The organism is Solimonas fluminis (assembly GCF_002930645.1).
Classification (GTDB): domain Bacteria; phylum Pseudomonadota; class Gammaproteobacteria; order Nevskiales; family Nevskiaceae; genus Solimonas_A; species Solimonas_A fluminis.
In genome coordinates, this window is sequence record NZ_PSNW01000006.1 from 254,087 (window position 1) to 270,937 (window position 16,851).

General features: G+C 67.4%; 19 protein-coding genes. 6 read left to right on the forward strand and 13 right to left on the reverse strand.

Features of this window, described 5'->3' with window-relative positions; genetic code table 11:
• The first annotated feature begins 87 nt into the window (after positions 1–87).
• Positions 88–1,119, forward strand: a complete 1,032-nt coding sequence (locus C3942_RS12910; protein WP_104230750.1) for an AraC family transcriptional regulator — start codon at positions 88–90, stop codon at positions 1,117–1,119.
• Between the two features lie 280 nt (positions 1,120–1,399).
• Here the strand turns inward: C3942_RS12910 and C3942_RS22310 are convergent, their stop codons facing one another.
• Positions 1,400–1,951, reverse strand: coding sequence for a hypothetical protein (locus tag C3942_RS22310; RefSeq protein ID WP_165797440.1), 552 nt, complete (start codon positions 1,949–1,951; stop codon positions 1,400–1,402).
• Between the two features lie 118 nt (positions 1,952–2,069).
• On the opposite strand from C3942_RS22310, the gene C3942_RS12920 reads away from it, so the two are divergent.
• Complete coding sequence (locus C3942_RS12920) at positions 2,070–3,362, forward strand: adenylate/guanylate cyclase domain-containing protein (RefSeq protein WP_165797441.1); 1,293 nt, start codon at positions 2,070–2,072, stop codon at positions 3,360–3,362.
• Between the two features lie 6 nt (positions 3,363–3,368).
• Here the strand turns inward: C3942_RS12920 and C3942_RS12925 are convergent, their stop codons facing one another.
• From C3942_RS12925 to C3942_RS12940, 4 genes are all read right to left on the reverse strand, one after another.
• Positions 3,369–4,136, reverse strand: coding sequence for an ion transporter (locus C3942_RS12925; protein ID WP_104230753.1), 768 nt, complete (start codon positions 4,134–4,136; stop codon positions 3,369–3,371).
• Positions 4,137–4,267: 131 nt separating this feature from the next.
• Complete coding sequence (locus C3942_RS12930) at positions 4,268–4,759, reverse strand: carboxymuconolactone decarboxylase family protein (RefSeq protein ID WP_104230754.1); 492 nt, start codon at positions 4,757–4,759, stop codon at positions 4,268–4,270.
• A gap of 9 nt (positions 4,760–4,768) precedes the next feature.
• Positions 4,769–5,230, reverse strand: a complete 462-nt coding sequence (locus C3942_RS12935; RefSeq protein WP_104230755.1) for a nuclear transport factor 2 family protein — start codon at positions 5,228–5,230, stop codon at positions 4,769–4,771.
• The gene (locus tag C3942_RS12940; protein ID WP_104230756.1) at positions 5,227–5,607 is read right to left on the reverse strand and encodes a nuclear transport factor 2 family protein; all 381 of its coding nucleotides are present in this window, start codon (positions 5,605–5,607) and stop codon (positions 5,227–5,229) included. Before C3942_RS12940 ends, C3942_RS12935 begins: the two co-directional genes overlap by 4 nt.
• Before the next feature lie 336 nt (positions 5,608–5,943).
• Between C3942_RS12940 and C3942_RS12945 the strand changes: the two genes are divergently transcribed.
• The 3 genes from C3942_RS12945 to C3942_RS12955 all read left to right on the forward strand — a co-directional run bounded on the left by C3942_RS12945 (position 5,944) and on the right by C3942_RS12955 (position 8,375).
• Complete coding sequence (locus C3942_RS12945) at positions 5,944–7,080, forward strand: helix-turn-helix transcriptional regulator (RefSeq protein WP_436286241.1); 1,137 nt, start codon at positions 5,944–5,946, stop codon at positions 7,078–7,080.
• A 239-nt stretch (positions 7,081–7,319) separates the two neighbouring features.
• Positions 7,320–7,760: a hypothetical protein gene (locus tag C3942_RS12950; protein WP_104230758.1), complete on the forward strand. Its 441-nt coding sequence runs from the start codon at positions 7,320–7,322 to the stop codon at positions 7,758–7,760.
• 78 nt (positions 7,761–7,838) lie between these two features.
• Positions 7,839–8,375, forward strand: a complete 537-nt coding sequence (locus C3942_RS12955; RefSeq protein ID WP_133164301.1) for a putative periplasmic lipoprotein — start codon at positions 7,839–7,841, stop codon at positions 8,373–8,375.
• Between the two features lie 105 nt (positions 8,376–8,480).
• On the opposite strand, the gene C3942_RS12960 is transcribed toward C3942_RS12955, so the two are convergent.
• The 5 genes from C3942_RS12960 to C3942_RS12980 all read right to left on the reverse strand — a co-directional run bounded on the left by C3942_RS12960 (position 8,481) and on the right by C3942_RS12980 (position 11,186).
• Complete coding sequence (locus tag C3942_RS12960; RefSeq protein ID WP_104230760.1) at positions 8,481–8,918, reverse strand: VOC family protein; 438 nt, start codon at positions 8,916–8,918, stop codon at positions 8,481–8,483.
• Positions 8,915–9,625 carry an SGNH/GDSL hydrolase family protein gene (locus C3942_RS12965; RefSeq protein WP_104230761.1) on the reverse strand — a complete coding sequence of 237 codons (711 nt, stop codon included), beginning with the start codon at positions 9,623–9,625 and terminating at the stop codon, positions 8,915–8,917. Before C3942_RS12965 ends, C3942_RS12960 begins: the two co-directional genes overlap by 4 nt.
• A gap of 3 nt (positions 9,626–9,628) precedes the next feature.
• Entirely contained in the window at positions 9,629–10,045 is a 417-nt protein-coding gene (locus tag C3942_RS12970; protein ID WP_243393596.1) for an LIC_13387 family protein, read from the reverse strand.
• A complete protein-coding gene (locus C3942_RS12975) occupies positions 10,042–10,440 on the reverse strand; it encodes an acyl-CoA thioesterase (RefSeq protein ID WP_104230762.1) in 399 nt (132 codons plus the stop codon). Before C3942_RS12975 ends, C3942_RS12970 begins: the two co-directional genes overlap by 4 nt.
• A 68-nt stretch (positions 10,441–10,508) precedes the next feature.
• Positions 10,509–11,186 carry a Tim44 domain-containing protein gene (locus tag C3942_RS12980; protein ID WP_165797442.1) on the reverse strand — a complete coding sequence of 226 codons (678 nt, stop codon included), beginning with the start codon at positions 11,184–11,186 and terminating at the stop codon, positions 10,509–10,511.
• Between the two features lie 185 nt (positions 11,187–11,371).
• Between C3942_RS12980 and C3942_RS12985 the strand changes: the two genes are divergently transcribed.
• Complete coding sequence (locus C3942_RS12985) at positions 11,372–11,551, forward strand: hypothetical protein (protein ID WP_104230764.1); 180 nt, start codon at positions 11,372–11,374, stop codon at positions 11,549–11,551.
• Positions 11,552–11,697: 146 nt separating this feature from the next.
• On the opposite strand, the gene C3942_RS12990 is transcribed toward C3942_RS12985, so the two are convergent.
• The 3 genes from C3942_RS12990 to C3942_RS13000 form a co-directional block, all read right to left on the reverse strand.
• The gene (locus C3942_RS12990; RefSeq protein ID WP_104230765.1) at positions 11,698–14,766 is read right to left on the reverse strand and encodes an error-prone DNA polymerase; all 3,069 of its coding nucleotides are present in this window, start codon (positions 14,764–14,766) and stop codon (positions 11,698–11,700) included.
• A gap of 79 nt (positions 14,767–14,845) precedes the next feature.
• A complete protein-coding gene (locus tag C3942_RS12995; protein ID WP_104230823.1) occupies positions 14,846–15,256 on the reverse strand; it encodes a VOC family protein in 411 nt (136 codons plus the stop codon).
• A 197-nt stretch (positions 15,257–15,453) separates the two neighbouring features.
• The gene (locus C3942_RS13000) at positions 15,454–16,848 is read right to left on the reverse strand and encodes a Y-family DNA polymerase (RefSeq protein ID WP_104230766.1); all 1,395 of its coding nucleotides are present in this window, start codon (positions 16,846–16,848) and stop codon (positions 15,454–15,456) included.
• Positions 16,849–16,851: the final 3 nt, after the last annotated feature.

Consider the following 16,851-nt stretch of genomic DNA (forward strand, 5'->3'; position numbering starts at 1 on the left):
CGGCGTCCGGGGCGATGCCCAAAAGCATCTTGTTTAGTGACAGAATTTGCCATATGAATCCTGTCCGACATCCCCGTACCCCTGCCCATGGCCCGGCCCGCTGAATCCCGCGGCACCATTGCCGTGGCCTTCGTCCGGCAGGCTTTGCAGGCCGTCGCCCGGCGCGGCCTGGATCCGGCGCTGGCGCTCGAAAAAGCCGGCCTGGCGCCGGACCTGCTGGCGGACGACCGGGGCCGGGTCGGCCCGGCGGTCTTCGGCAGCCTCTGGCTGGGCATCGCCGAACTGCTGGACGACGAACTGTTCGGCCTGGATTCCCGCCCGATGCGGGTGGGCAGTTTTGCCACTTTGTGCCATCTGATGCTCCATACGCCGGACCTGCGCACGGCCCTCGTCCGGGGGGCTCGGCTGGTCAACCTGCTGCTGGCCGATACCCGGGTGGAACTGGAGTTGGAAGGGCCGGAGGCGGCGCTGTGCTTCGTGGAGCAGGGCACCCGCGCCCGGCAGGCGCAGGTCTTCGCCCATGAAACCCTGTTCGTGATGCTGCACGGCCTGATGTGCTGGCTGGTGCGCCGCCGCATCGTGATCCACGAGGCCGGGTTCTCCTATCCGCCGCCGGAGTGGCGCGACGAGTACCTGCTGATCATGGGGGAGACCCTGCATTTCGGGCGCCCGGTGACCCGCTTCGCCTTCAGCGCCGCGGACCTGGATGCCCCGGTGGTTCAGACCGAGGCCAGCGCCCGCGAATTCCTGCGCGGCGCGCCGCACAACTTCCTGCTCAAGTACAAGGACCCGCAGAGCGTGGCGCACCGCGTGCGCCGCCTGCTGCGCGAGATTCCGCCGGAGCAGTGGCCGGACTTCGACGGACTGGCGCGGCAACTGCGGCGGCACCCCACCACGCTGCGCCGCCGCCTGGAGGAGGAAGGTTCCTCCTACCGCATCGAGAAGAGCGCCCGCCGCCGCGACCTGGCGCTGGAATACCTGGCCGATCCGCGGCGCAGCGTGCTGGACGTGGCCCAGGCGCTGGGCTTCGCCGAGCCCAGCGCCTTCCACCGCGCCTTCCGACAGTGGACGGGGGTGAGCCCGGGGGAGTACCGGAGGAAGGCGGGACTGAAGGGCTGAAAGGTGCTCTCAAAGCCCTCTTCGCCGATCTGCTGGGCCCCTTCGTCTCGCCTGCCGTGGTGCCTCTCCCGCCGGGAGAGGTCGGCGTTTGGCGCCGGGTGAGGGGCGCCGCCGGATGCGACCGGTGTTCCTTACCAACCCCTCTCCCGGACGGAAAGCGGGCCAGGCAAGGGCTTCCGCAGATTGGAGAACCCAAAAAAGAACCCCCTGCAAAAGGGTGCAGGGGGTGATGGGAGTTTGAGTTCCCTCTTCCGCCTGGCGGGAAAGGGGGACAAGGGCTTCAGCGCGGCGCCGAAGGTGCCGTGCCGGTGCCGTCCCAGGGCTGGCGCGGCGGCTCGCAGGCGGACGGGTCCTTGGCGCAGCGCTCTTCACGGGCGGCCCGGCGCTTTTCCATCTTCGCCTTGCAGCCGGCATCGGCCTCGCAGCGCGCCTTGAGGGCTTCGCGGTGCTTCTGGCGCTCGGCCTTGCACTGCGTGGGATTCTTGGCGCATTCGGCCTTGCGGGCTTCGCGCTGGGACTTGTGCTGTTCCAGCTTCGCCTTGCAGTCGGCATCGGCCATGCACTTCTCGTGGCGCTCCTTGCGGTGGGCGCGGCGTTCCTTCCTGCATTTCGCCGGATCGGCTGCGCACTCGGCCTTGCGTGCCTCGTGCCGCTGCTTGATCTCCTCGCACTTCTGCGGGTCGGCGTCGCATTTCTCCTGCAGCTTCTGCTGCCAGGACTGCGCCGCGGCGGTGCCGGGCACGGGCGGCTGGTCGGGCGTGGCGGCGAGGGCCGGCAGGCTCAGGGAGGCCAGGCCGAGTGCCAGTGCGGCCGTGAGGGTCTTCAGGTTCATCGGGTTCAGTCCTTGGGGGAGACATCCGGTACAACGGCCGCCCGCTGCCGGCGTTGACAGCGCGGCTGACCCCGGCAGCCAATGCTGTACGCCCGCTGAATGCACTAGTCTTCGCACCATGAGTTCCGTCCATACCGCCTATCTCGTCGTCGGCATCATCGCCGCCGGCATGGGCGTGATCGTGCTGATGAGCGATCCGCGCAGCGGCGCCAGCCGGGCGCTGGCGATGGCCATGCTGCTGCTCGGCCTGCGCCTGGGACTGAGCCTGTTCGAGCATGCCGGCGACACCGCCTGGCAGCTCCAGGCGGCGGCGATGGCGCGCCTGCTGGAGGCCGCCAACATCCTGGTGGGCATCGAGTGGGCGCGGCGCATCGCCGTGCTGTCGGCGGCGCGGCTGCAGCGCACGATCCAGGTGCTGTTCCGCGTCTCCCAGCTGCTGGGCCTGATCTATGGCGCGATGACGCTGGGCTACATCGCCATCGCGCCCGAGGCGGCGCTGCAGGACGCGCCCGGGCTGATGCGCCTGAGCGGCCTGGAGTGGGCGGTATTCACGCCGGTGCTGGGCAGCAGCATCCTGCTGGCCGGCATCGCCATCGTCCTGCTGCTGCTGGTGAGTGCCGACCCCGCCGAGTGCGGCCGCCTGCGCGCGCTGGTCATTTCCGCTCCCTTCCTGCTCGGCGGCCTGGTGCTGGCGGAGCGCTACGTGCCTGTGTCCATCGCGGTGGGCCTGCTGGTGTTCCTCGGCGGATCGGTGCGCTACTACATCGTGCAGGCGCAGCGCGGCGAGTTCATGCGCCAGTTCCTGTCGCCGCAGGTGGCGCGGGTGGTGAACCTGCAGGGCATGAGCCAGGTGATGCGCCGCGAGCGGCGCCAGATCAGCGTGGTGGTCTGCGACCTGCGCGGCTTCACGCGCTTTGCCGCCGAGCGCGTCTCGGACGAGGTGATGGACCTGCTGCAGCGCTTCTACCAGCTGGCCGGCGAGGTGGCGTCGCGGCACGGTGGCACGGTGAAGGACCACGCCGGCGACGGCCTGCTGGTGCTGGTGGGGGCGCCGCTGCCGGTGGCGGACCATGCGCAGGCCGCGGTGCGGCTGGCACTGGAACTGATGCGCGAGGCGCAGCCGCTGCTGCGGCGCGAGGGCGAGCTGGGCCTGGGCATCGGCGTGGCCACGGGTCATCTCACCGTGGGCGCGATCCAGGGCGCGGGCCGCCTGGAATACGTGGCGGTGGGCAATGCGGTGAACCTGGCCGCACGGCTCTGCCAGCGTGCCGAGGCGGGAGAGGTGCTCTGCGACCGCCGAACCCACGAGGCGCTGCGGGAGCTGCCGGAATTCCCGGCCCAGGCCCGCGAGCCGGAGCAGTTCAAGGGCTTCGACGACCCGACGCCGGTCTATGCGTTGACGGCGGCCTGAACCCGGCTAGCGGTGCTCTTCGCGGTCCTTCTGCTCGATCGCGGTGCGCAGCTGCGTCAGGTTCTCGCGCAGCATGTCCGACACCAGCTCGTCGGTGCGCGGGTCCTTCAGAACCTGCTCGATGACGCGCATGGCGGCGTCGATCACGCTCTCCACGATGTCGTTGTAGAACGGCAGGCGCTTGAGCCGCCCGGCCTGCTCGTCCTCGCGCAGCTTCTCCAGGATCATCGCGCGCAGTTCGCTCTGGTTTTCCTCCAGCGCGCGGGAGATGTTGCGGGTGTAGGTGCCGCGGGCCATCACGGCCGCCACCTCGTCCAGGACCGCCACGGTGACGGCGCCGCTGATCGAATCGACGATGGCCTTCTTGAAGCGCTTGACCAGGCGGTAGGTGAACTCGTCGCCCAGCGCCCGGTCGGCGGCCATGCCGAAGCGGCCCAGCAGGATCAGGATGCGGATCACGCGGAACAAGCGGAAGCCGCGCAGCGCCGGCGAGGAGATCGGGATCATGCCCAGGATCTCGTACCAGTTGCGCCCCAGGTAGCCGCGCTTCCAACCGTCCTCGCGCCAGCGCCACAGGAACTCGGCGGCGAAGATCGCGCAGATCAGGTAGTCGGTGCGCAGGATCCACTGCCGCTGCGCCTCGGTGACCGGGCCCCAGGTCTCCCAGCTGAGCAGGCCGATGGACAGCAGCGCCAGCACCAGCATGACCCAGTCCAGCGGCCGGATGCGGCGGGCAACCTGGAGCGGGGTGGGGAGGGTGGACTCGTCGGTCATGGGCGGTCGGAGGTGGATTGTTGCCGTTCGCCCTGAGCTTGCCGAAAGGGGGATGGCGACTCGTTGACCGCGCGGTTACCGATCCGTTCACGCTTCGGCAGGCTCAGCGCGAACGGATTATGACGCCGGGCCTACGGCGCAGGCGACTGCAAGGTCAGCGCGCAGGCCTGGCCCACGTCCAGCACGCGCATGGCGCGCCCGGCGCCCAGCCACAGGGCCACGGACATGGTCAGCTCCACGATCTCGGCGTCGCTGTAGGCGGCGCGGAAGCGCTGCCAGAAGGCATCGTCGGCGCGCATGGCCACGTGGTCCAGCGCAAAGCGTTCGGCGAACTCGGCGGCCAGCTTCTCCCGCTCCGAGTACCCGGGGGCGTTGCGCCAGCCGGCGACGCCGGCATACAGCGCCTCGTCCACGCCCTGGCCGGGGCCCTGCTCCTGGCGCGCGTTGCGGCAGACCTCGCATTCGTTGATCTGCGCAATGCGCATGCGTGCGATCTCGCGCACGCGCAGCGGCAGCCGTGCCTTGCCGTAGACCGCCTCGCTGTAGGCCACCAGGCCCGCGCCCATGTCGGGCTGCAGCTGCATCCAGCTGCCAAGATCGTCCTGCACGTCGATGCGGGCCATGCTGAGTCCTCAGGTCATCTTCAGCGCTTTCTTCATCCAGTCCGGCATGCCGTGGTCGTAGCAGTGCTGCTCCGAGCGTTCCACGATGCGCCAGCCCTCCGGCGTGCGGCGATAGCGGTCGATGTACCAGAGCCCCAGGAACATGGTCTCGGTGCCACCGTCCGGCTTGGGCACCACCATGGGATTGAAGCAGGCGATGCGGCCGCTGCCGCCGTCGCCGTCGACCTGGAAATCGAAATTTCCGACGAAATGCATGAAGGACGGAAAATGCTTCAGCGCCTCCGGCAGCCAGGCCTTGACCTTGGGGTAGGGGCCATCGATGCCACCCATCGCGCGGTAGTCGATGTAGGCGTCCGGCGTGAACACCGTGTCCAGCCGGTCGAAGGCCCGCGCGTCGATGGCGTTGGCATAGCGGGTGACCAGATCCTGCAGCTCGATCCGGTCGGACATTTGCTGCAGGGAGAGGGTCATGGCGTCATCACCATGTCGCTCTTGCCCCAGAAGGCGCGCATCGAGGTGAACTTGCCGGCGTCGTTGAACGTCATGACGTCGATCACCTGGATGTGGGCCTTGCCCTCGGGCATGTTCAGCTTCACGTCGAAGGCCATGGCCGCCGAGTTGCCGTGGGAGGTGCGGATGGGGGCGGCCAGGGCCAGCTTGGCACCGGTGGCCACGGCCATCTTGTAGAACTTGAGGATCTCGGCCTTGCCGCTCTTGACCGCCGAGCCCACCGGGTCTTCCACCGTGGCGTCGTCGGCATAGAGGTCGGCGATGGCCTGGGGATCGGAGACGTTGAAGGCATCGATATAGGCCTGCATCGCCTGGCGCATCTGCGTTTCGCTGGTCATTGGGTCTGTCGGATCGGTAGGGCTGGTGGCGCCGCGCGGGTAGGGCGGGCGCGTGAGCGCGCCCGCCGGGCAGCGGATGGGTTGCATTTACATCTTGATCGGCAGGCTTTGGAAGATGGATCATCCATATGGATGAGGCACCTGGACCGCAGTCCGGTGACCCTTGCAGAGGCCAGCTTCCGGTCGCCCCTGGCGACAAGAAAACCAAGAAAAAGCCAGCCGGAAGCGTACGACGAGGAGAGTTTGATGGTAGCTTTGGCGAATGCGAGTGCCGCCCGTTTCCGGGCCCGGCAGGAGAACAGCGTGGCTCCCACGAGGGCTGTCGCCGCAACCCAGATGATCGAGGTGGACAGGCTGGATCGCCTGCTGGGGGCCATCTACGACGGCCCCACCGAATCGCCCCCCTGGAATACTGCACTGCAGCAAATGCGCGAGGCGCTCAGCGCCGCCCATGTGACGCTGATGCTGCGCCCGCCGTCCTCCGAGTCCCATGGCGTGATGATCAACACCGGCCAGGTGACCTCGCAGGGCGTCGAGTCCTACGAAACCCATTTCTTCGCGCTGGACCCCTTCGTGCGCCTGCCCGAAGGCGAGGTGGTCACCGCCGAGGAGCTGATCGGCTCCCAGCAGTGGCTCAAGAGCGCCATGTACCAGGAATACCTCAAGCCCCTGGACATCCGGCACCTGCTGGGCGCCGACATCTACACCAAGGAAGGCATCGAGTGCCGCCTGCGCATCACCCGCTCCGATGACGCCGAGGCCTTCTCCGCCGAGGACAAGGCGCTGGTCAAGCTGCTGCTGCCGCACCTGAAGCGCTCCATCCGCCTGCACGCCAAGCTCGACTACCTCGAGTGCGACCGCCAGCTCTTCGCCGGCGCCGTCAACCGCATGCTGGTGGGCATGGTCACCTTCGCCCAGGACGGCTCGATCCTGGAACTGAACCAGGAAGCCCAGCGCATCCTGGCCGAGAAGGACGGCATCGTCCGCAGCGGTACCGGCATCGCCCTGTCCAGCAACCACGAGAACCGCGACCTGCAGCGCATGATCCGCCAGGCCCTGACCGGTGGCCCGGTCGAGGAGCCGGTGGAAGGCCCCTCGGTGGTCGAGGCCATGTCGGTGACGCGTCCCTCGGGCCGCGCCAAGCTCGGCATCGTGGTGCGCACGATCCCGCTGGGCGAGTTCACCGGCGCCAAGCAGCGCCCGGCCGCCGCCGTGTTCCTGCGCGACCCGGAGTCCAGCGGCACCCAGCCTTCGCAGGAAGTGGTGCGCCGCCTGTTCGGCCTGACCCGCATGGAGGCCGCCCTGGCCCTGCTGCTGGCCGAGGGCCTGACGCTGGACGAGGCCGCCGAGAAGCTCAACGTGCGCCGCAACACCGCCCGCACGCACCTGCGCTCGATCTTCTGCAAGACCGGCGTGACGCGCCAGACCATGCTGGTGCGCATGCTGCTCAACAGCGTGATCTCGCTCGGCTGAGCGTCACCGCATCAACGAAAAAGCCCGCCAACCGGCGGGCTTTTTCGTTGATGGGTCTCACGTTCGATGGATCGAAAGCACTGGAAAAGTGTGACTTTTGTCCTTGTTGCTTGCTTCGCGTGACTCATTTTCTCATGCGGCACCCGTATCATTTCACCAGCTGAAGTGTCCTTCGGGGGAAGGGCAGGCATCGACATTCAAAAAAGTACCAGCAGATTGTTTGGTCAATTGGGGGGATTATGAAGTTTGTTCGAATCACCGCGGTGGCTGGCACGCTAAGTGCCGTGGTTGCTCTTTCCGGTTGCGCGACGGCATTGACTTCGACGCAGAAAAGCGAACTGCGAGGTTACGAAGCCAAGGGGCTGATGGTCCAGGAAAAAACTCCTTCGACGGGAGCGGTACTTGGAATTCTTCCAGGCGGTGGGTCCTTCTATGCACAGGAGCCTTGGCTCGGAGTTGTCAATCTGCTGATGTGGCCGCTCTCCGTGCTCTGGGATCCGTTCAGTGGCTATCAGGGGGCCGAAGCTATCAACTACCGTGAGACGAAAGCGGTAGTTGGAAAATCAATGAACAAGGAACTACAGGCCTTGGCTGATGAGAAAGCCATGGGCAGCCTCAGCGAGGAACAGTATGTGCTGCGCCGTCGCGAGATCGAAAAGAAATATTCACCTGATGCCTGAGTAAGGTCGCGAAAGCTTGCCGTCAGAAAGCTCTGACCGTTTCAGAATCCGACGCACTAATACACTTAGAGAGTATTCATGAAAAAGTTCGCATTCCTTGCGATGGCTGTTTTGCTGGCAACTGGTTGCTCCACCATGACGCCAGCGCGCTACTCGATTTCGGTCGATAACAATGTGGTCTTGAAGCAGTACGCTGGTGCTACGGTAGAAGTAGCTACGATGACTGCCGCAGACTCCTACAATGCCAATTGCCGGCTCATGGGGCCAATTGAAGCGGCAGATGGCATGTCCATACCGGAGTTTGTGCAGAAAGCGTTCAACGATGAATTCAAGTTTGCCGGCATTCATTCAGGTTCAGGCATCAAGCTGGATGGCTCTCTGACCAAGATTAGCTTCTCTTCCACTTCGGGCTTGGTCAACGGAACCTGGGACTTAGGGTTGACGCTGAAATCCAGCAACGGACGCTCCATGATGGCGGAAAGTTCGTATGGATTCAGGAGCGGTTTTGATGCTATCACCGCCTGCAATCAGACCGCCCAGGCTCTTGGGCCTGCGGTTCAGGATTTGATCAAGAAAGTCGTGTCAGACCCACAGTTTGCTACGTTGATTCGCTGACCTGAGCCAACGCAGGTGAAAGCCGTTTCTCGGCGATGAAAGGAAAAGCCCGCTATTTGGTGGGCTTTTCCTTTTCACAACAGTCGGGTTCTGACATTCGCATGGTTAGGCTGGCGTATCCCAACGGTCATGCCGCTCGCGCCGCTCCTGCCGGTAGTTGGTGACCTCCAGGCGGATGCCGTCCGGGTCCTGGAAGAAGATCGCGCGGTAGTCGGGGGCATATTCCGGGTAGCGCTTCGGCTCGCTGACATCCACGCCTGCCGCACGCAGTGCCGCGGCGGCGCTGTCCACGGCGGCTTCCGTGTCCACGCGCAGGCAGAGGTGGTGCAGGCCCGGCGCATAGGAGTCGTGGTGCCCGCCGCGCGCGGGCCGCAGCACGAAGCCGAACAGGCGGTTGTAGTACTGCACATGCGGATCGCCGCCGATCGCGAAGCGGTTCTTGCGGAAGCCCAGCGCCGTCATCGCGCGGTCGTAGAAGGCTTCCGAGGCCGCCAGGTCGGAGACGGCGAGGTAGATGTGGTCGATGCCGGTGACCTCGGTCATCGCGTGCTCCAGCGCTGGCGGATCCGGGCGGCCAACTGCTCGGCCCAGAGCGCATAGGCACCGGGCCCCGGATGGAATCCGTCGCTGGCCATCAGCTCCAGGTCGCCGGGGAACTCGGCCGCCAGGAACTCGCAGTCCGCATGCTGGCTGGCCCAGTCCCGCAGGCCCAGGTTGTAGCGCCGGGCCTGCGATCCCAGGTACCAGCGCAAGGGCTGCGGCAGCGCCGGGAAGACATGCATCGGCGGTAGCGCCGACAGCAGGATATGCCGCGCCTGGAACTGTTCGCGCAGCAGGTTCACCAGCTGCCTCTGCTGTTGCAGCCACAGCCGGGTGGGGGTGAGGCCGGTGACGTCGTTGACACCCAGCGAGGTGACCACCACGTCGTAGGCCGCGCGCGGCAATTCGCGCAGTTGCTGCAGCGCCTGGGCCGTGGTGTGCCCGGTCGTGGCCACCAGCTTCCAGCGGACGCGGAAGTCCGGCGCCAGCAGGGTTGCCAGCCGGCCCGAAAGCGCCTCCGCCTGTTGTTTCGCGCCGACCCCGGCCGCCGCCGAGTCGCCGGCGATCAGCAGCCGCAGCGGCGGTCCCTGGCCGATCTCTCCCTCGCGCTCCCCGTCCGCCTCCGGCAGGCGGGGGGTCACGCGCCGTACGTGGCGGCCCTGCAGCAGGAGCAGCGGGCCGAGACCGATGGTGGCGAGGGTATGGCGCATGAGTCAGGTGTGGGCGAGCACCAGGCCGGAGACGTAGAGGGCGTTGGCCAGCAGGATGCCGCGGAACGGCAGGCTGAAGAAGTACAGCCGGCCCAGCGGGATATAGGCCAGCAGCGTGACCAGGCCCAGGCCGCTGAGGAAGGCCGAGCCGAACAGCAGTTCCGGCCAGGCCAGCCCCAGGTAGCCCCAGACCAGGCCGAACAGCATGGCGCTGTAGCTGTGGGTGGCGTTGAAGCCGATCCAGGCGCGCCAGATCGTGGTCTCGCGCGTGATCACGGGCGAGACCGCCTTCATGTGCTCGATCAGCGAGGGGTCGCGCGGCAGCAGCTTGGGCCCGAAGAAGGTGAACACGAGATGGGCGGTGCCCAGGGCCAGCATGATGAGTGCGCCGGCGGCGACCAGGACCCCGGGGATGTTCACGCCGGCACCGCCAGGTGCTTCTGCAGTTCGGCGCGCTGGGCTTCGGGCACCGGCGCCGACTGCTGCGCGTCGAAGTCGAAGGCCACCATCACCGCCTTGCCGCGGGCCACCACGCGGTCCTTCTGCCAGGCCTCGTGCAGCACGGTGAAGGACTTGGTGCCGAGCTTCTCGATGGAGGTCCGGATCGTGACTTCGGCGCCGTAATAGGTCTGCGCGACGAAATCCACCTCGATGCGCGCCAGGATCAGGGTCAGGCCGCGGATCGGGAAGGCCGGGGAGAAGATGCGCAGCACCGGCTCGCGCGCCGTCTCGAACCAGCCGGTCATGACGGTGTTGTTGATGTGCCCGAAGGCGTCGGTTTCGTAGAAGCGCGGGGAAACGGTCAGGCTGAACATGGCGATGGCGAAAGGGGACTTCCCCAAGGATATCCCCAGTCCGTGTCCAATGGCTGGACAGGCCCCGGCTATTCCACGATGGACTTGAAGCCCATCAGGTCGCTGAGGTCCACGCTCTGGTCGATCTCGTCCAGGACCCAGCCCTGCGGGGTGCGGATGAATTTCCACAGCTCGCTGAAATCTTCCGGCTTGTCCTTGCTGCCCTTGGCCACGGCTCCGGTGGAGAGGCGGATGTGATAGTCGATCATCGATCCTTCCATGCAGGCCCAGAGGCGATCCTTCGCGTTGTCGCGGAAATCGGCGATCTCGACGATCGTGGCCTTGGACAGGTTGACGCATTCCAGGATGTTGCGGGTGCCGTCCTGGATCATCTGGTCGGTCTGCAGCTTGTGCTTGCGGTAGAGGCGCTCGCTCATGCAGTCCCGCGCCAAGTCCTGGTTGCGCAGGGTCCAGGCGTTCTGCACCTTGAAGAATACCTGCTCGATGCGCGCCTTGAGCTCGTCCGGGTCCCAGGCCTTGTCCCGGGCCGCCAGCGCCAGCGCAGCCCTGGCTTCACGGCTCTTGCGCCGCAGCAGCCAGGTGACGATGCCGGCATAGACCAGCAGGAGCGGATAGAGGATCACGACCAACCCGCCGCCGCCCCGTCCTCCGCCACCGCCCCCGGCTCGGGCATGGGCCTCTTCCCCGGCCAGGACGAGCATGGCCAGCAGCAGGGCCAGTATCCCGTTGGCGGACAGTCGCTGCATGAGGGGCATCGCGGACACACTCCTATGGTGCCGCAAAGCCTAGTCCGGGTGACGTGCCCGGACCAGAGGTCCTTGTCGGCCCGCGCCTGCCGTGTATCCGCTGCGCCGCAACAGGCCGGCCGGCCCGGCCCAGAATGCCTCCGCCGCCAGGGATGGCCCTTGCGTGGATGCGAACCGGGGAATCCATGCGTTACGCCAAGCAGAAGCTGATCGAGATGCAGCGGTGGCACCGCTTCCGCCTGGCGGCCATTGCCGTGCTGAGCCTCGCCGCGGCCGGCTTCTTCCTGTACTGCCTGTACAGCATCGCGGACCAGTCCCTGGATCGTCTGGAGCAGACGCTCGTGCCGCCGGGCAATGCGTCCTAGGGAAACTCTGAAGAAGTTGCCGTTCGCCCTGAGCCCGTCGGAGGGTGGACGGTAAACCGGTGAGCAACGGTGGGAAAAGTCCGCCCGTGCTTCGATCCTTCGACAGGCTCAGGACTTCAGCACGAACGGACTTTTTCAGAGCTTCCCTAACGGAAGTCGCGCGACTCCAGCGTCATGCCGCCCAGCCAGCGGCTGTAGTCCCGCGCCTTTTCCATCACCACGTTGATGACGCCGTCGGCGGCCTGCAGCTTGCCGCTGACCACGACCAGCGTGGAGCCGATGATCTCGTGGCGCAGTTCCTCCTGCGTCCGCGGCCAGACGATCAGGTTGGCCACGCCCGTTTCGTCCTCGATCGACATGAAGATCACGCCCGAGGCCGTGCCGGGGCGCTGGCGGTGGGTGACGATGCCGGCGACGCGCACGGTCTGGCCGCTGCGCAGGCCCGGCAGCTCGGCGGCTCGGCGCACGCGCAGGCGGTCGAGTTTCGGGCGCAGCACCGCCAGCGGGTGGCGCCGCAGCGTCAGGCCGGTGCTGCGGTAGTCGGCGACGATGTCCTGTCCTTCCGTGGGGGTGCGCAATTCCACGGGAGCCTCCACGGCGGCATGGCCGGCGAGCATGCCCGGCAGGCGTTCGCTGCCCAGCGTGGCCCAGCGTGCGCGGTGGCGATGCCCGCCAAGCGCGGCCAGCGCGTCGGCGCGTGCCAGGGCATCCAGCGACTTGCGCGAGAGCTTCAGGCGGTGCGCCAGGTCGTCCACGCTGGAGAAGGGGCGCCCGCGGCGTGCCTGCATCAGCGCCAGGCCGTCTTCCTCGGAGAAGCCAGAAACCATGCGCAGGCCCAGGCGTACGGCCGGGTGCCTTGCAGCGGGCGGTTCCAGCGTGCAATCCCAGTCGCTGTGCAGGACGTCCACCGGCCGGAATTCCACGCCGTGGCGGCGGGCATCGGCCATCAGCTGCGCCGGCGCGTAGAAGCCCATCGGCCAGCTGTTGATCAGCGCGGCGCAGAAGGCGGCGGGGTGGTGGCACTTGAGCCATGCCGAGACGTAGGCCAGCTTGGCGAAGCCGGCCGCATGGGATTCGGGGAAGCCGTAATCGCCGAAGCCGAGGATCTGCTGGTAGATGCGCTCGGCGAACTCCTGCGTGTAGCCGTTCTTCAGCATGCCGCCGATCAACTTCCCCTGCAGGTGTTCCAGGCCACCACGGCGCTTCCAGGCCGCCATGGAGCGGCGCAGGTTGTCGGCCTCGCCCGGCGTGAAGCTGGCGGCAACCATGGCGATCTCCATGACCTGCTCCTGGAACAGGGGGACGCCCAGGGTTCGTTTGAGAACCTTTTCCAGGGCTTCACTGGGATAGTCGACCTTCTCCTTGCCGGAGCGGCGCCGAAGGTAGGGATGCACCATGTCGCCCTGGATCGGGCCCGGACGCACGATGGCCACCTGGATCGTCAGGTCGTAATGCGACGCAGGCTTCAATCGCGGCAGCATCGACATCTGCGCGCGAGACTCCACCTGGAACACGCCGACAGAATCGGCCTTGCCGAGCATGTCGTAGGTGGCGTGGTCGCCGTCGGCGATGTCCTGCATGCGCCGGGGCGCGCCGGGAAGGGGCGCGAGCAGGTCGAAGCAGCGCCGCAGCGCGCTGAGCATGCCCAGGGCCAGGCAATCCACCTTCAGCAGCTTGAGCGATTCCAGGTCGTCCTTGTCCCACTGGATGATCGTGCGGTCCTCCATCGCCGCGTTCTCCACTGGCACCAGCGTATGCAGCGGCGCCTCGGAGATGACGAAGCCGCCGACGTGCTGCGACAGGTGGCGCGGGAACTCCAGCAGTTCCTGCACGAAGGCCAGGAGGTTCCTCGACATCGGCGCTTCCGGGTCGATGCCCAGTTGCCCGAAGCGCTCCACCATCTTCGCGGCGTCGTCGAACCAGTACATCGACTTGGCCAGCGCGTCGATGTGGTCGGGACTGAAGCCCAGGGCGCGCCCCACGTCCCGCAACGCGCTGCGCGGTTGGTAGCGGATCACGGTGGCCGCCAGCGCGGCGCGCTCGCGTCCATAGCGCCGGTAGACGTACTGCATCACCTCCTCGCGCCGCTGGTGCTCGAAGTCCACGTCGATGTCCGGCGGCTCGCCGCGCTCGCGCGACAGGAACCGGCCGAACAGCAGGTTGCTGATGGCGGGGTCCATCTCGGTGACGTGCAGGGCATAGCAGACGGCCGAGTTGGCGGCGGAGCCGCGGCCCTGGCACAGAATCCCCATTTCGCGCGCCTCGCGCACGATGTCGGCTACCGTCAGGAAATAATGCTCGTATCCCAACTCCTCGATCAGCTGCAGTTCCTGATCCAACTGTTTTCCGACCTTGGGAAGGGTGCCTCCTGGCCAGCGCCTGATGCTGCCTTCCTGCACCAGGTGGCGAAGGTATCCGATGGGGGTATATCCAGGCGGAACCACCTCACGGGGATAGCGGTAGCGCAACTCGGTGAGCTTGAACGTGCATCGCTCTGCGATCCGCAAGGTCTCCGCCAGCAGCTCCCGCGGATACAACTTTCTTAGCGTCTCCAGTGGCCGCAGATGGCGCTCGCCATTGGGAAACAGCTCGTGCCCGGCCTCCGCGACGCTGCAGCGCAGGCGGATCGCCGTCATCACGTCGTGCAGCCGCCGCCGCTCGCGCACGTGATAGTGCACGCCACCCGTGGCCGCGCAGGGAAGGCCGGCTTCGCGTCCCAGGACGAGCAGGGTATCCATCCGCTCCGCGTCATCGGCCTGCAGCAGCTGCGTGATGCCGATCCAGCCACGCGATGGGAAATGCTCACGCAGCCAATGGGCGTCGCTCCCGCGGATCACGCTACCTGGAATCCAGATGGCGAGGCAACGGTCCAGTCCCTGCTGCAGGTCGGCGCGCTCCAGGCGGTAGCTGCCCTTGTCCGCCTGGCGGCGTGCCAGGGTGATCAGGCGGCAGAGCTGCGAATAGGCATCATGGTCCGGTGCCAGCAAGACCAGCTGCAGGCCATCGGGCAGGCGGAACTCCGAGCCCACCAACAGCTTGAGCCCGGCCTCCTGCGCGGCATCGTGCGCGCGCACGATGCCGGCCAGGGAGCATTCATCGGTGATCGCCAGGGCTGCATAGCCCAGCGCCTGCGCGCGGTCCACCAGTTCCTTCGCATGCGAGGCGCCGCGCTGGAAGGAGAAGTTGCTGAGGCAGTGCAGCTCGGCGTAGCTCATGGCGAGATCGGCGCGAGGTGGGTTCAGGCGGCAGGAAACGTCATGCCGGCTTTCGCCGGCATGACGCGAGGTCCATGGCTCACCCGTCGCGCGGGCCGATCCAGAAATGCGGATTGTGGGCCACCTCCCAGAGATGGCCGTCGGGGTCGCTGAAGTAGCCGGAGTAGCCGCCCCAGAACACCTTCTGCGCCGGCTTCACCAGGCGGGCGCCCGCCTCCAGGGCCTGCGCCATCATGGCATCGACCTCATCCTCGGACTCCAGGTTGTGCGCCAGCGTGAAGCCGGAGAAACCGTTGCCTGCAGCGGGGATGCCGACGTCTTCCGCCAGCGCCTCGCGGCCGTACAGGCCCAGCCAGCTGCCGTTGAGGCGAAAGAAGGCGACGTTCGGGTCCGAGTTCATGCGCGGCAGGCCCAGGCCCTGCTCGTAGAAGCGCACCGACTCCGCCATGTCGCGCACGGCCAGGGTGATCATGCTGATGCGGGGTTTCATGGGCAGGGCTCCGGAGATGTCGGGGCGAGGCTGGAACAGTTTCGCCAGCACCTGCTCCAGGGCCTCGGAGAGCTTCACCGGCTCTTCGGGCGGGCGCAGTACCCGCGTGTTCCAGAGCAGTTGCTGCAGTGCCTGGTCGTCCCAGGACTGGAAGCGGGGAGCGGGATATCCGGAAGTGCCGGGAAGATCGTTCATCGTCAGGCCCAGAGTCCGTGCATGAACCAGTTGCCGTTCAGCGCGTCGCGGTACACCCAGAGCTGCGAGCCGCTGTCGGATTCGGCGAGGAAGTAATCGCGCTGCGCATCGGCGCCGTCCCACCAGCCGCCCTCGATGCGCTCGGGGCGGCCGCGCAGGCGCGGCGGCTGCTGCAGGGGCTGCGGACGTGCCAGCAGCCAGAAGGGACGGGGCGGGAAGGCCGCCTGGCCGGGCTGCGGCTGGCGCGCGGCATGCCAGCTGCGCTCGGGCAGGTGCTCGGCGCGCAGCCCAAGGAAGCGGATCGCGTCGGCGCCCAGACGCGCCTGCAGCTTTTCCAGCAGGCCCAGCCACTCGCCGTCCTGCTGCAGGCGCTGGTCGAACAGGTCGCCCTGGTGCAGGTCGGGCACCAGGAAGCGCTCGGCGCGCAGGGTCAGCGCCAGCGAGGGGGCGGGCAGCGCCAGGCGCTCCAGCCGCTCGCGCACGACCACCAGGAAATGCGCGGCGTCGCGCGCGGGCGCGGTCAGGCGCAACTCCATGCGCGTGCGCGGATGGCCCTCGTGCTCGAACTCGAAGGTGAAGTGCTGCACGGCGCTGTCGCGGGCGCGCAGGTAGCCCTGGAATTCGGTCAGCGCTCGGCGGATCGGGAACAGCAGGCCCTCGGTGCTTTCGATGGCGCCGAGGAATTCCATGCGGCGGCGGTAGACCTTGGGCGGCTGGTAGCGCTCGCGCGCGTCGGGCCGCTGGCCCAGCAGGCGCTGCAGGTAATCCGGCAACGCGGGGCCGAAGCGCCGCGCCAGGCCGTCGGCCGGCAGGCGCAGCAGTTCCGCCAGCGTCTTCACGCCGCTGCTGGCCAGGCCCTCCACCGCCTCGGGAAAGGGCAGCCAGCCCAGCGGGTAGTAGCCCAGGCGCTCCTGCAGGTCGCGCGCCTTCAGGATGGGCCCGTCCTCGGCCTGCGCGTTCCAGGCCGCGGCCTCCGGCGTGGGCGCCACGCCGAGGCCGGCGCTGTAGCCCAGCCCCTGCAGCGAGGTCTGCAGGCGCGGCAGCAGCGACTCCAGGCCGCCGAAGTATTTCAGGCTGGAGCCGATCTCCAGCCACAGCAGCCGGCGGGGCGCATCGAAGAACAGCTCGCTGCCGAACTGGCAGGCCCAGTCGGCCAGGTGCTGCAGCGCCTGCTTCTCGGCGCGCGGCTGGCGCTCCACCACGCGCAGGCCGGGCAGCAGGCCCTGCGCGGCGGCGACGGTCATGCCGGGCCCGATGCGCTGGCGCACCGCCGCCTCGTTGACGGCCAGCAGGATGCGCTTGCCGCCACGCCGCTCATGGACGGCGAGCGGCGTCTCGGGGGGCGGGCCCAGCGCTTCCAGCGGCAGGGCGGGCAGGTGCAGGCAGAGCCATAGCATGGC